We start from the raw sequence: 15,419 nt of genomic DNA on the forward strand, positions 1-15,419 counted from the left end.
TCACAGGCGGAGTCCTGACATCTCGGCGGGGTCACTCGCTGCAACGTCACAGCCGCGTCGATGGGCCTGCCAGGCCGTTTGCAGAGCAGATTCAAAGCGTGCGGCGAATGCTTCTGGCCTAAACCGCTCGGCCCACTGACGGATGGCTTCCGAGTCGAAGGAACGCCAGATTCGGCCTTGCTCAAACCACTCCACAGCCTGAACAAGCGACTCCACACTCTGTTCCGGGAAAAGAACACCGGTGGGCTCTCGCAACCCGGCCGTTGCACAGCGCACCGTGTCCAATAAACCTCCACGGCCAAGGCCGATCACGGGAGCCCCAGCGGCCATCGCTTCCACAGGAGCAATGCCGAAATCCTCGAGGCCTGCATAAACAAAAGCGCGACAACGAGACAACAGCTCCTCCACCTGTTGCCCAGACTGTCGGCCAAGCAAAGTGACGGTTGGCCCTGCCAGGGACTCAAGCCGAGCACGCTCCGGCCCATCCCCGACCACAAGCAGGGGCAGGCCCAATCGATTAAAGGCTTGCACAACCAAGTCGACTCGTTTGTAAGGGACCAAACGACAAAGGCAGAGGTAAACGTCGTCTCGTTCTGAATTCCAGCGGAAGCGGTTGACCTCCACTGGGGGATGGATCACGGAGGCATCACGCCCCCAATACTTACGAATACGGCGCGCCGTGAAACGGGAATTAGCAATGAGATGGTCCACCCTCTGAGCACTGAGCTGATCCCATTGGCGCAGGGCATGCAGCTGCCAGCGAATCAAAGGCCCGAGGCCACGCCTCGCGAGGGCTGAACGCTCTAGATAAGCGTGCATCTGATCCCAGGCGTAACGAACCGGTGTATGCACATAACTGATGTGCAACTGCTCCGGACTCGTCAGCACGCCCTTGGCTACAAGATGACTGCTGCTGATCACCAGCTCAGCTGCGCCGAGATCGATCTGTTCAACAGCAAACGGCAACAAAGGCAGGTACTGCTGCACATGGCTGCGCCCCCAAGGCAGGCCTTGAATCGGGCTAGTCAAGACGGATCGGCCATGCAACCAACTGCCAGTCCGGCAGGATTCGGCATCAATAAGGGCAGCCAGCTGTGGTTCGCAGCCGCGGCTTTGCAACAGGGAATCAATCGCCTCAACAACACGTTCAGCACCACCGACCGAGCGTGGTGAGAACCACTCGTGAACCAGAGCGATGCGCTGCGGGAATTGGTCCGAAGCCGAGGGCATCCAGCCACAATGATGCGAACGATACGAAGTCTCTCAGCTGATTGCAGGACCCTGCCGAGGTCACGATGCTGGTCCACATGTCCAGTACGAACCTCACCATCAACATCCTCCTGGAAGAGGCGTTGAACGAACCGGACATCGGCACCACAAGCCGTTTCCGATGGCATGCCACAGCAGTAGGAATTGCTGCGCTCTGCATCGACAGCGCTCCGCCATCAACACCCCCTTTTGAGGATGCAGTCAAAGAGGGACTCAATGTGGGGCTCGATCTCAGCAGGGAGGAACGAGAGTTCCATCAAGTAGAACAAGGATTGGTTCTCTTGTTTCACTCTTAAGGAATGAAGCGATCGCTGATAATTACTATCAAAGAGAAACCAGACAAGCAACGAAGTGGCACCTAGATCGAGGAAGACCAAGGCAAGGCGAAATGTATCGCTTACAGCACTCCAACCGCATGGGATAAGCAAACCAGTCCATGGGCAAAGATCATCAAAGGCATAGACCACTTAATGCATCAATGCAGAAGAAAAAAGCGATGGACAGAAAACACCAAACAATCGGGGCGGCAACACAATGGGCACGATGAGACATAAAACCAAAGGGAAACGAGCTCAACACGTGATCGTGATCGCAGGTGCATCTGGCACAGGCAAAACCCAGTTGATTCAGAAATTAAGCCAGAAACCACATGATCATTTTAGACTAAAAGTACTAAAACAATTGGGCTGTGATCCGAATCAAAGAATGAAACGATCAACGGTGGAACGCATGCAACGGTTAATGGATCCAGCGAATTTCAAGAAGCGAAAAACCAGAAAGCTAAAATACTGCTTATTGCTCCACATCGATCTGACAAGCATCAATCACAAGAGCAATTTGAAGCTATTACGCAAAATATCTAAACGAAGCAAAAGGGTCGATATCATCACCCTATACACATCACCAAAAGAATGGCGCCAACGAATATTTAAAAGACTGCACACAGAGGATGAACCTTCAATGCGGGCTGCACTAATTGCCCTAACAACGAGGATAAACAAAAAGCTATCGGACACTCTATATCACAGAGAATACACAAAGTGGCTGAACGACCTGGAACAACTAAGATACAAGAAGAGCGCAATAATCAATACGTTTAACAAAACAATTCTTACCTCAATCCCCCAGGTCAGCCGATAAAACAACGATCATCATCAGAGAATGGAAAATAAAACAATAAACAGCTCTCTCCCAAGCAAAGGGCCTAAGCATCCTCCATTCACTCACCGGACTAAAAAAGACAGGAAAGAAACAAATATTAATGGGTAGAATATACAAATATTGAATTGCGAGGCATTCAACGACCATCAGCAAAAACAACAAGAACTGGAAGAAGGCGAAAGATAGTCAAAATGAACAGCATCTAATCAAAAACAGTGCAAATAACAGAGGAAGGGACATAAGCAAAAATCAATGTGAAAGGAATGCAAAACCTGACGCAAGGAGGAAAAACGAATAAACCATAAAAAGAAAGGGCAATAAAAGTACAGCTCCTAAAGTTAGAAGGAACTGAATACGCATCGTGGCAAACCTTGAAGACCTGCGTAATGCGAAGACGATTGGTCAGAAAAATTTCGAGAACTGGTCGAGGAATGCAGGGTTAACGGGAATTGCTCAAGACAGCGCATATTTCAATGTGCTCCCACAGCATCAAACGTATATCGCCATAGCAAGTGGGTGGCTTGATTGGCAAAAAGCAAATATTGGACACAGCCAGGGCAAATATGAAAGAACGAATCAGGATGGAACATTCTATTCAAGTTGGGGACCAGAATTTGATGAAGTCAATATTGACTTATCACTTGCATCACACAAAAAGATTACGGTAGATGGTTTTGGTGAAATAAGAGTCAGGGAGGAGTTCTCACAGAGCATCTATGACAATGAATTCTGGCTTTATAACGGTCAGACGCCAGGGCCTGTCATCATCGCGGATCCAGGAGACACTATAAAAGTCAAATTAACAAACAATCTTGGCATAGATGCTCAAACAAAGGAATGGAATGGAACAGTAGAACGTACTAATCTTCATTTGCATGGCTCCCACGTATCACCCCAGGGAAAAAGTGATAACGTCATGATTGCCGTGGAAAATGGTGATAGCCAAGAATATGAATACAAAATTCCTGAAAATCATCCGAGTGGATTGCTTTGGATGCATCCACATCTACATGGTTCAACATCATTGTCACTGGCAGGCGGCGCGGCGCTACCTGTATTCATTTTGCCAGACTCGGAAGATACAAACAATCTAAGCGGATATGACCCGACAAAAGAAAATATTCACCTATTGAGTTTGCAATCATGGGCGGTTGAACAAGAGATTAATCCCAATATTGAGCAGGTAGAACACAACTGGGAAAACACACAACAAATGCCTGCACGGGTATTCAGCGACGACGAAGGCAATTATTACAAGTACAGCTCATCACCCTTCAACGGCAACAATTACCAGCCATTAGCACACTTTACAGGTAATCCATATTGGGGGATAAAAGAAGGGAAAGGTGCAACATATGCAGACTATGTAGCAGCCGAAACAACAGAGAATTTAATACACACAGTCAATGGGCAATACAATCCCACGATTAAAGCCGATACAGGTGAATGGGTCACGTTTGGCTTTCTGAATTTCTCATTGAATTCTAGTCATATTATTCAACTAATTCATGTTGATGATAACGGAAACATAAGCTTGGAGTCGCCAAACTTATTAGGTATAGATTCCGATATATCACGATGGGCGTCGGAATACGACACCTCTGTATCAACACTGCCTGGAATATCACCGGGCGGAAGAATTACAATCCAGCATTCCTTTAACAAACCAGGAGATTACTACTTTATTAGTAATGCTAGCGAAGAAGTACTCGGGGATTTAGCACCTAATGAAACAAATAGACCCAAGAATTCTAGTGAAACGTATCTTGGGTACAACGATGGCTTTCAGATTACCCCATCTCAGGTCTTAGCCACAGTAGAAGTAACAGGAAATACGGTACAAAGCTCTGATCAGCCTGACGCCTGGGACTATCTTGATGGTCAGAGAACTCATGCGCTCGGGCTCAAAGAGGAAGCAGCAACGTCAGGAGTAGCTCGAGAAAGAGAGTTTAATTGGTTCACAGACGCTCAAAAAATAAAAAATGAAGAAGGCCGTGGTACGGAAATAGGGCCTGACGGCGAAGAATATATTGATCCTGGCTACAACGACCCAGAAAGTTGGGAAAGCGTATGGACAATTAACCAACAATATTGGACACATGAACCAGATCACAGTCCAACAATATCAATTGCAATGTTAGATACATTGGAACGATGGTCACTAGTTAATAGTTCAAAATCTTTTAAAAGAGATACATGGCCGAAGGACAACCCGCCAACACAGATACAAGTGGGTCAAGCCCATCCATTTCACCTGCATCAAAATGAATTCATTGTCGAAACAATTAATGGCCTGAATGTAGGAATAGATCCCAGCACACATCAAGTTGGTGATGCATACATAGGAGATTCACTGGTCGATGTCTACCAAATGGCACCAGCCTATGCGAAGGGAACTGTAACAACAGAGAATCCATTTGGAACTCCAATGATTCTAGACGAAGAAGGTAATCAAATTGATGGGAATGGAGACATATATACAGGAGATGATTACTTGATAAACTCTAAAACAGATATTTTAGTTCGCTTTGAAGACTTCGCCGGCTTGTATGTAGATCACTGCCACTTGTTATTCCATGAAGATGGAGGAATGATGGTGCCGGTATTAACCATCCTCAACACCAATGACAGTTGGATCACGAATGGTTCAAGAACAAAGAACAGCGTTGACATATCACTTGGATCGAACCGTGAAAACAAGATTGAATTTCAGCCATTTGAGAGTTCACGATCAAGGGGAGTCAACATCGCAAGTGGCGATATCAATGCATTGAACTTTGTACCCGGACCAGAAGCAAGAACAGTCCATGTAACCGACAACATTGAAGATATTGCCGTCATTGAAGCCACGTCTTCAAATAAAGGAAGGTTCAAACTCAATATTTTCGACGGACAGAGTACAAAAGATTTTTACTCGGAAAAACTCAATGGGAATGATCCCAAGCTGGATACACTAGAAAAAATAAAAGAGTTGACAATTAGCGCCGAAGGGAAAGGAAACCGAAAAAACTTAAAATCATCCTTGGCAGTTGGTGATATTAATGGGGATGGTTATGACGACATCATCGTTGGAATTTCGGGCAAGAACTACGATGCCAAAATTCGTGTCTTTAGTGGGTCGAATTATGAGGAGCTATATTGCTTAACACCCTTCGGTGGTGCGAAAAGCGATGGAATTGATCTTGCAGTAGGAGACATGAACGGTGATAACTATGCAGATATCATTGTTAGCCAACTAGAGGGTGGGCAAGGAATTATAGATGGCTTCAACGGAAAGAAACTAACGGATCATTCTGCGATGGGGTGCAAAGACGAGAAGCTATCGAATATGGCAAAGCTCTGGGGGCAACCATCATATTTTAATCCACATGGCAATACTGATAATGCCGTACGAATAGCAATTGGTTATTCACTTCCAGATGAGCAACCACAAGCGCCTGATGGTGAGACATATAATTTCGACAATGAGAAGTATAACCAGACCTACTTGGCAAATCTCTCTACGATGATGGTCGATTCCAAATCAAAAGGTAAAAATTCGGAATTAAAGAACTGGCTTCTTAATTCATCCGAGGGTGCTCATGCTGGTCATGGTGATAATAATGGGCATAGCATGATGAATATGGGCAGTGAAAGTGAAGTAAATAGTATGATGAGTATGGGGGATGAGATAATCAATCCAACGAAGACCATGAACCAAAAAGGCAGCAAAGTAACTGAATTAATAATGAATGGAAAAATCACATTGGACCAAAGATATACAGATATAGATTTTCAATATTTTGATATTGACGCAGACAATAGGGGGCAGGGAAGCTTGCTGTTAACGCAAGATGATGGAGACGCAACACTAATGCACCTAACCAAAGATGCCGTATATCATGATGTGGAAGATAATATGAGGCAAGCTACATGGCATTTGGAAGCTGATTACTTCGGTTGGGCCTAATGTAAATCATAGGAACATACAAAATAAAGATCTGCTAACTAAAGAGTGTGAAAGGAATGACTTCTAGATTGAAAATCCATTATTGATAACACAATAAGTAGCTTGCATACCAAGGGTCTTCATTTCAACCTTCATTTTTTGGATATCATCTTCGCTCGCAACAATAACCAAACTTTCTAACTCCAGCATAGAGAAGAATTCATCCAAGATATCATTTACAGTATCAAGATGTACATGAAAAGCCTTGTGATCAACATAGCTTTCCCTTAGAAACAAATGTGTATCACTAAAGGCAGCAGTGAACAATAGTGTACCTTCCTCGCCATGGCCACGGGAAATAATTTCATCGGTGATCTTTTTAATAGCATTCATTTGACCATCTTTCACACGGAAAAGAGGGTAGATACTGATAAAAGAGTCGATGCGCTTCATGGAAGGAGGGTAGCTTCTATCACTTTAGGCAAAACATAACGGTAAGCCAATGCATGTGGATTTCACAACTAAGCAAAGAGAGCGCGTAACAAATAATCAATAGTAGGTGAAGAGAATGTTCAAAGAGCGCAAAGTAAGGGAAAGTAAAAGCATAAAAAAGTCACCAACACAATGTGATGGTGACAAAAGAAGTTAAAGAGACCAAAGTTTATCTGCAAAAACCTTGGAAAGAAGCCATCTTTACAGGTGATAGGGCACTAAGAGCATTCGACAACTCTTCAGTCGGAAAACCATAAGCGACAACTTTGACAGGAGTCAGGAGACCCATAAAATCAGAACCAAACAAGTCTCCGAAGGCCTTCATATGGAGAAGCGCTTGAGCGGAGTTGGAGTAACGCTCATACACATGAACTTCGTCACGAGCAGAGTTAACACTGAACTCAAAGTTAGTGGTATCAGGCTCATTGGACTGAAAATACTCAGTCATCTTGGCGGCAAGAGTAGAAATTTGCTCAAATGAATCAGGTTTACAGGAACAGGTGATTGTCCAGGAAACCCACGTGTTGGAATCGGAGATGAGAGTCATGAGAAAAATAAATAATTAAGGGAGAAGAAGGAAATGGGGATTAGTGGCCAGCCCTAATCAGGTCAACAAGTCTTTCAGCTATTGCATAACAGGTAAGCATAGGATTGCGAGATACATGATCGGGAATGATTGAGCAATCAACAACTCTTAAGGAAGTGCACTCATGCACTTTTAGATATTGATCAACAACAGCGTGATTATCAGTGGCGGGGCCCATTTTGCAAGTGCCAACCGCATGCCATATTGTGGCAGAACGATCAGTAATATATTGCTCGATAAACCGAGTATCGTTAATCATATCCTCTGTTAAAACAGCTACTCCCTCAGAAATATCCTTGAGTGCGCCCGTAGTAAGCAACTCATAACCTCGTCGAACACCGTCTACCATCTTCCGCATGTCTTCAGCGTGAGAATTCAAGCGATGGTCAATACGGGGTTGCTGATTCGGATCAGAAGATTGAAGTGTGACGCGCCCGCGTGATTCAGGACGATTGATCACAATGCCAGTACCAAACATCAAACCTCGGGTTGGATCTGCACCTGGAAAACGCTCAGCACCAAGTTTGCCAAGACAATAGATTTGCATATCGTTAATATGACTGCTACCGGGGGCGGTGTAATGAATAACCATTTGAACGTCATCATCGGTCTCATTCACAATGCCGGGTTTTGGATAAGCAGCGACAACCGCTAATGAGTGGTCGATCAGATTACTACCAACACCCTGTAAATTATTGACGCACTTAATGTTCAATCGATCCATATCGTCAATTGGACCAACACCAGAACGCAGAAGAATCGAAGGAGAATTAATGGTGCCAGCGCTGAGAATCACTTCTCCGCCAAATAGACTTTCAACAGAATTATCCGAATTAACAACCTCAACGCCAATGGCATCTTTACCAGAGAATAGAACTTTATTGACCATCGTCCGATCCTTGATCGTCAGATTCGGACGGGATTGAGCATCCAAAAGGTAAGCAATAGAGCTGGAAACACGCAGTGAACCATCTCCTGCACGATTCATGGGAATGGGCCCTACACCGTCATAACCATTTGGGTGATTGTGATCTGGCACCCAGGCATAACCATCAGCCATAGCTGATTCCTTAAACGCACCAACTACTGGGGAATACTGATCAGGCCTAAAACGTTGGATAGGAATCTTGCCGGAACTACCGTGATAAGAAGCATACCCAAAATCAATATCATTCTCGATTCGTTTGTACATGGGCAAGATATCTTCCCAGTCCCAGCCAGTGTTACCAGCTGCGGCCCATGCTCTGAAATCCTGCGGAAGACCACGCAGAGAAATCACACCATTAACAGCAGAGCAACCACCACTCACCTTGCCCCGTGCATAGGGAAAATCTCGCCCTGGGGTTACCTGCGTGATGTAATGCCAGTCGTGATCTTCAACAGAAACCGCACGGGAATCCAAAAGATCACGAGGAGTTTCTTCAATGGAGGAGAAGTGAGGACCAGCCTCAAGAAGCAAAACTTTTGTATTTTCGTCTTCAGTTAGGCGGGCAGCAATGACAGCACCAGCTGTTCCAGCACCGACAATTATATAATCAAAAGCAGACATAAAGAGACAAGGAAAATCTATAATTAAACGTTAGCCATGGCGCTAAATCAATCAAACAAGAATGAAGATTTATTTTAGAATGAATTAGAAGAAGCCGGTGTCTGAAATCGGCGAACCGCTCAAAGAGGTCAGCACCTCGTCTCTGTATTCTGTAAAAACAGAATTGGCATCCTTCCAATTATTGACTTGTCCGGATTCAAGGACAAAATCGGATAATTCATTAAAAGAAGAATAAGAACTATTGGCAAGCAAACCCTGACCAAAGTTACCGTCGACGACCGCATTGGTGCCCCACTGTGTTTGCGACCATGTGCTTGCAGCGGCTAATAAGCCAACCCGGTAGGTGTCGCGACCGCTTGTAGAACGCAAAATAGCCAGTGGCAAATCATTCTTAGACAATCCATTATTCACGGCAGATGCCCAAGTTGATAGTTCCTTGGAATTAGGACTTCTATCGTAAAGAGTATTGAAGACCTTATTTGAAATAGCATCGGAAGACAGCTCATCAAGCTTGCCTCCAAAGAAAGATTCAACTAGCTCTGAATAATTAACAAGAATTTTAGTGACCAGCTCCTGCGATGTTAGTTTGGAGCCTTGATTGGCAACAGAAAGCTTTGCAAGATCACTTGGCTTAATCATTTTATTCGTATAAGCTTGATAGGCTAGTTGAGCAAGATTGACTCTTTCATCAACATCATTTGCAGAATACGAAAAGCTGAGATTTGGCAATGATGGATCTTTTTTTGACCGTGTAATACCAGTTAAATCATCTGAAGTTACACGATCTATTCCTTTCAGATTGATATACAAATCCTGTGTGCTGTTGTATATATCCTCTGAACTAGATGGATTACCAATATGATATTCGCCGTCGGAAGCCCCTTGGCTGAAAATCAAATAATCATCCATGATCAAAGAGCCATTTGCAAGAGCACCGGCAAAAGTTGGAGTGGCTGAAGATAAACCAGGTTCGATACTTTGATGATTCGTTAAGCTCAGCTTGAAGGCACCTCCAATATGATCAACACCATCTAGAGATGGGGTGTACATCTGATGGCCCTGATGATCACCATGATCGTTATCAGAGCTCATTCCATGCCCACTCATAGGAGTGTCATCTGGGTCTGTTGTACCAGTAGCAATGAAGTGTCCTGAATTGAGCTGAAAAGTCAAAACATGACTATTACCTGCTTCTGATTCAGCGGTAACAATTAAGTTCTCAATTGCCGATTGCGAATAACTATTGAAACCGGATGTTATTGACAGTGATTCGAGATCATCGAAGCTCGATGACTTATATTCAATGTCAGACAGGATGTCAGTATCAGGTAAATAACCTCCTTCAAATTGGCCAGTCTGATTCAATAAAGAAACAGAAGAACCATCGAGGATTCGAATTCTCAAAGTTCCATCATCAACATAAGCAAAAGCATAATCATCAAAATTATCTAAATTAAAATCTCCAACACCAACAGCAGTTGAAGAGCTTTTAAGCTTAAGAGATCTTGCATTATCTACTTTTTCCCAAGGACGATAACTATAAAGATTTGACCAATCAAAATGAGTATCCTGTGCTTGCCAACCAGTCAATTCCAAATCTGAAAGTTTAACTCTATTATGACCATTCAGGGATTTAATAAACCCAGCGGTAACCAGATCTCTCTTTCCATCACCCGTAAAATCGCTATTGAAAGCCCAAGGGGCTACAGTTGAATTTTCATAGGGTTTAAAACGAGAAAGCAATACAGCTTGCTGATCATTTTTAAGAGAAGCACCATCATAGATGTGAACACGCCCCGATGAATTTGCTTCTCCACTGTATGACAAAATAACATCTTGGATGAAATCGTTGGAAATGTCTCCTACTTGAATTCTCACTATATTCTTTCTCAATACATGCCGCAAAGGAAGAACCACTTGTTCAAGAGAATCAGCTTCACGTATAATCAAACCCTTTTTATTTAGGCGAAAAGACTCAGCAGGAACAATCCAGCTTGAATCAGTATTCTCAATAACTGAAACGACCTGCATCATGCCAGCATCTTCATGCTCCAGCAAATGGCAATGGTGAACAAAGGTTCCAAGAAAGTCTTGATATAACATTCTGATCGTCGTATCATTATATCCAGTTGTATAAGGTGTCGCTGAGGGATCAAGTCCGTCGTCAGTTGGTACAAACTCACCTACTAGAGGATCAAGCTTATAATGCGTTCCATCCTTATTATAGTTATATCCAGATGAATTGAGCTGAGTGACATCTTCGAGAGTGCGCTTATTCGACAACTCATTATCACTGTGTTTTACCTGATAATCATTGACATGGATATGAAAAGGGTGGGCAGTGAAGTAGCCACCATTAGCCACGTCTTTTCCGCCCCAATTCCAGTTTCGTAATGACCACTCCTCCATTGTGCCAAGCTGAGCAATAACCAATGGACCATTGGGAAAAACATGGTCATTAATCAAATCAGGATTGACATAACCAAGCCATGGATTCTCGTTGGAAGTAGCAATCAAATCATAGTTATTCACTGGTGAACCAGCCTGCGCCCGTTCAGTAAGTGCTTTCTGAGTTGGAATATCCCGTTGGTCATCGGGACCGACCAATTGCAAAATTTGATAATTAAACTGGCGCTTACGTGTAGGATTCCATCCGTCTTCAAAGAGATTTACACTGGGAATAGCATCGGGGGAATAGTCTTCACTGCTGGTCAGTGGTGTTATCTTCTGAACATTGATTTGTTGATTTACTTTCTCAATGTAATCATCGAGAACTTGTGTATCAATGTGAGGAGAATCGCCACTAACATTAAAAGTGGCAATTGCTCCTGGGCCTGAATTAGGATCAGAGAAATCTGTATTTTTAGTTGAAAGTTCTGCATATTTATCAGGTTGCCAGCGTAATGAATTAATGTCAAATTCCTGTCCATTTTGACCTTCAAAACTATAAGCACTGATCAGCTCTGATTTACCTGCAGGAAGATTCACAAGCAAATCAATTCTCTTACCAGAGGGTAAGGAGATCAGATTGGATGCTTGTTCATATGAGGTAGCATTACTCAAACTTCCATCTTGTTGATAACCTAAGACGCCCTGCTCAACTTTTTGAATCTGAGGATAAGTATGACCATCTTCACCGTACATATAAAGCGGCAAAGCAACCCACGAGCCATCACTTTGCTGATGACGTATGGCTAGATTCATATAATAGTTATTGTCTTGATTGCTAAAACTAAATGACTGCCAGCCACCGGCATTCATATTTACTTCTGGCTGATATTCACCATTAATCGTAAACATACTTGCACGGTTAGCAGCAAGCCCCTCAGTACCTAAGATGTTGCCGTTGACTGAAGCTAATTCATAATTTCCTGAATCTTTATCGATACCAACTTGCATCGTTTTGATGACGCCTAGGTTTCTTGGTACGTCTTTAAATGCAGGAATTAAGCTCAGTGGATCTCCAACTTGCATGAACCCTGAAAGGCCACCATAAACTTGAGTGTTAACAGCCGGGTGAAAATGGGGGTGATACCAGTAAGAACCCACTCCATGATCATCCGGAATGTCGATGATTGTTGTCCAATCTTGCCCAGTTGTATATCGACTAACGACATTGTCACCGAATCCAGATGGAACAACATGGCCACCATGCATATGAAAATTAGTACTATCCATGCCACCGGCCATGGCTCCACCATTGAGGCCATAGGAATTGTTCTCAACCATGGAAGCCATTTGGGCCTGCTTCCCGGTGAGGCCAGCGATACTTATATTGTTATCAAATTCTAGCTCTAAAGTTTCACCAGGCTTTATCATTAAAACAGGGCCTGGATAGGATGTTCCTTTGCCCTCTAACCCGTAGGTATACAGCATTGATGGATACCAAAGAGGAGCTGTATCCTCAGAGGCACCACTCATTGATGCTAAATTCTTGAGCAGTGCATTGGAATCAAAGTCAGATAAAACAGTATCAATACCTCTATCGTTATTCCATAGATCCTCAGGATAATAGTTATCTTTGTTCAATACTGCCTTATGAAGGTTGCTATCAAGGACGGATGTATTTGCCCATTCACCGGTTTGATTGGCAGATTGATCATAACCCACTCCCTTATATCCTATGTAGCTTAGTGCTTCGAGCAATTGATTATTGGCATAAGCCCCCCATCCTCCTTTTCCTGTCTTAAAGCTGGCCGTAATAGATGTTAGATATTGGTTAAAGATGCTATTTTCATCCTCTTTGTTGATTAGTTGAGGGATCAGCCAATCACCAACAAACTTGCTGACATTTTTAATCTGAACCGGATCTGTTGTAATTTCTAATGTAGCCTTAAGCGTGCCGTTATTTGTTACATTTTCACTAACAAAATAACCATTATTATCCTGCCCTAAAGTATATCCTGATGAAAGGAAGACGTTTGGTGCTCCATCTTTGTCAACGGGATAGAGAGAGCCAATACGGAACTGATCCACAATCAAAATCTACCGTGACACTATCGATATTAGCCATGGTGGATGCGTGGCAAAATGTTTTAATTTCTACTTAAGAATGGCATGTGTTCAATTCAAGACGGTCAAATTTTTGACTCACTAGTCGACTAAGTATTTTGCTTCTTAAACGCCGTAGCAGTCAACGACATGAGAATGAGATTAATAACAACAAGGGCCAGACCGATATAAAAAATCATAGTCACAGAGAAGGTTGATATGAAGCCAGCGATAAACGTCATTGCCACAAAGCCAATGCTTAAAAGAAAGCTGAACAAAGCCCATGCTGGACGAACGAGCCGTGGTCCAACAACTTCTGAAAGCCGAGCTACGATTAATCCAATGTAAGCGCCATTCCAGAAGGCAAAGAGAAACGCTCCAAGATTAACAACTGCGATTATTGGGGAAAAAACAAAGATACAGGTCCCGATAGTTCCAATCACCACAGATGCAAGAAGAACCGAATCAGTCGGAATTTTTTTCGGAACTAAACCTGCAACGATAGCTCCAAGGGTGTATCCAAATCCCACCAAAGCGAATGAACTGCTAGCGACTTCGCTCGAGACCTTAAAAACTGAAGTTAGGTATAAAGGTTGATACGTTAAAATTGACACTTGAGAGGCACCATAAAGAAGTGTCGTGAGTGCAAATATTTTAAGCGCAGGAGTCCAATTGATTGTTGACGGTGCAGTTGATTTAGCACTGATGGCTTCCTGAGTTGATGAACTGGGTATATCTTGATCTGAAGAATGTGATAATTTTAAATCTCGCTCTTCCGATAGACCTCTTGAAATTAACATCCATATCGGAACAGCAAACAAAATAGAGAAAATGCCAGTGAAATCCCATGCAGCTACTGGAGAGCTTTTAACAAAAAATGGCAGTAATACAGAATCCAAGAGAGGTGCAATACCAGCACCTGCAAAGATAATTCCCATCGCCAATCGCTTTTGGTCGGCATGTAATCGGCGCGTACCAAAACCGGGCAATCCAGTAACGAGGTGTGCACAGCCCCAACCAGAGACTAAACGCCAAATTGCATTCCATCCCATCGAAGGGAAAAGTGGCTCAATGAAAAATGTCACGATACATACAATTAAGGCAATTCGGATCATTCTTAGAGATTGATCCTCTCTCTTTAACCTTGTCTGATGCACACATCCGGCAAGATATCCAGCTAAATTAAGGCCTACAAGTTGCCCAATATTATCCGATGTGATCCAATCAGACTCGACCATCATATTTCCAAGAACAGCTAATTCTGTTCTCTGAAGTCCAACCCCTATTGCTAACGCAGATGAAGCTGCGATGACGCCTAAGTAGTCGTAGGAAGACTCTTTGTTGATGGCTGAATGAGTCATCTAGGATAGTGAATCAGATGATCGGAGATTTTGTTTTGGATATGTCATGCATCACCTAAGATGCTGAAGTTTGTTCCGCAGCAAAATCACGCCTTCCGAATCTATACAAAAGCACATGAATGGAGCATTAACCATGGAAAGATTTAATCAATGGGTTGCATAAGATTTCAGGATTTTCGCAACGACTCCAGGCAGGAGTGTGCTCCAATCGAATTGCGATCTTCAAAACCAAATAGTTGATGTCTTGCAAAAGGATGGATAGACATCCTCAAGACCCATGGAAGATAACGATAAATAAGGAATCTTGTTCTGCCCCTCTCACGTTCCATCACCTTTTCTCTTGTGAGGAGTAGGAAAACAGCAAGATCTATTAGTGAGCACCTTTACTTGCGTCAATCAGAAGACTCGCCATTCACAGAAGAGCAAGAACTTGGATGTAGCACTTGCTGTCTCACTTGGACAAATTCGCTATAGCGATGACCTACTGGGAGTCTCCATAACGCAACTCCTCTTACGTTTGAAATTTTCTCTTACATCGCTAGCGAAAACCTTTTCAACAATCAGCTTCACGGATCAGTGCTG

General features: G+C 43.4%; 8 protein-coding genes. 2 read left to right on the forward strand and 6 right to left on the reverse strand.

The genetic code is table 11. The annotated features are described in order from the left end of the window. On the reverse strand, positions 1-1,230 hold the full coding sequence (locus FZZ92_RS07365) for a glycosyltransferase (protein ID WP_226397879.1): 1,230 nt from the start codon (positions 1,228-1,230) through the stop codon (positions 1-3). Positions 1,231-1,295: 65 nt separating this feature from the next. Between FZZ92_RS07365 and FZZ92_RS07370 the strand changes: the two genes are divergently transcribed. After that, the gene (locus tag FZZ92_RS07370) at positions 1,296-1,565 is read left to right on the forward strand and encodes a hypothetical protein (RefSeq protein ID WP_166016948.1); all 270 of its coding nucleotides are present in this window, start codon (positions 1,296-1,298) and stop codon (positions 1,563-1,565) included. Between the two features lie 1,226 nt (positions 1,566-2,791). After that, a complete protein-coding gene (locus tag FZZ92_RS07375; RefSeq protein ID WP_226422917.1) occupies positions 2,792-6,379 on the forward strand; it encodes a multicopper oxidase domain-containing protein in 3,588 nt (1,195 codons plus the stop codon). Between the two features lie 63 nt (positions 6,380-6,442). Here FZZ92_RS07375 and FZZ92_RS07380 read toward each other — a convergent pair whose 3' ends face one another. The 5 genes from FZZ92_RS07380 to FZZ92_RS07400 all read right to left on the reverse strand — a co-directional run bounded on the left by FZZ92_RS07380 (position 6,443) and on the right by FZZ92_RS07400 (position 14,837). Continuing rightward, complete coding sequence (locus tag FZZ92_RS07380; RefSeq protein ID WP_226397882.1) at positions 6,443-6,811, reverse strand: putative quinol monooxygenase; 369 nt, start codon at positions 6,809-6,811, stop codon at positions 6,443-6,445. Positions 6,812-7,019: 208 nt separating this feature from the next. Next, complete coding sequence (locus FZZ92_RS07385) at positions 7,020-7,397, reverse strand: hypothetical protein (RefSeq protein WP_226422918.1); 378 nt, start codon at positions 7,395-7,397, stop codon at positions 7,020-7,022. Between the two features lie 40 nt (positions 7,398-7,437). Then, positions 7,438-8,985 carry a GMC family oxidoreductase gene (locus FZZ92_RS07390; RefSeq protein ID WP_226397884.1) on the reverse strand — a complete coding sequence of 516 codons (1,548 nt, stop codon included), beginning with the start codon at positions 8,983-8,985 and terminating at the stop codon, positions 7,438-7,440. An 84-nt stretch (positions 8,986-9,069) separates the two neighbouring features. Continuing rightward, positions 9,070-13,461, reverse strand: a complete 4,392-nt coding sequence (locus FZZ92_RS07395) for a multicopper oxidase domain-containing protein (protein ID WP_226422919.1) — start codon at positions 13,459-13,461, stop codon at positions 9,070-9,072. Positions 13,462-13,586: 125 nt separating this feature from the next. After that, complete coding sequence (locus FZZ92_RS07400) at positions 13,587-14,837, reverse strand: MFS transporter (protein WP_226397886.1); 1,251 nt, start codon at positions 14,835-14,837, stop codon at positions 13,587-13,589. Between the last annotated feature and the right edge of the window lie 582 nt (positions 14,838-15,419).

This window comes from Synechococcus sp. MU1611 (assembly GCF_020514255.1).
Taxonomy (GTDB): domain Bacteria; phylum Cyanobacteriota; class Cyanobacteriia; order PCC-6307; family Cyanobiaceae; genus Parasynechococcus.

Bases quoted from the DNA above. Each gene is read 5' to 3' on its own strand.
- FZZ92_RS07365 (WP_226397879.1), bottom strand. From the start codon at position 1,230: ATGCCCTCGGCTTCGGACCAATTCCCGCAGCGCATCGCTCTGGTTCAC.
- FZZ92_RS07370 (WP_166016948.1), top strand. From the start codon at position 1,296: ATGCTGGTCCACATGTCCAGTACGAACCTCACCATCAACATCCTCCTG.
- FZZ92_RS07380 (WP_226397882.1), bottom strand. From the start codon at position 6,811: ATGAAGCGCATCGACTCTTTTATCAGTATCTACCCTCTTTTCCGTGTG.
- FZZ92_RS07385 (WP_226422918.1), bottom strand. From the start codon at position 7,397: ATGACTCTCATCTCCGATTCCAACACGTGGGTTTCCTGGACAATCACC.
- FZZ92_RS07390 (WP_226397884.1), bottom strand. From the start codon at position 8,985: ATGTCTGCTTTTGATTATATAATTGTCGGTGCTGGAACAGCTGGTGCT.
- FZZ92_RS07400 (WP_226397886.1), bottom strand. From the start codon at position 14,837: ATGACTCATTCAGCCATCAACAAAGAGTCTTCCTACGACTACTTAGGC.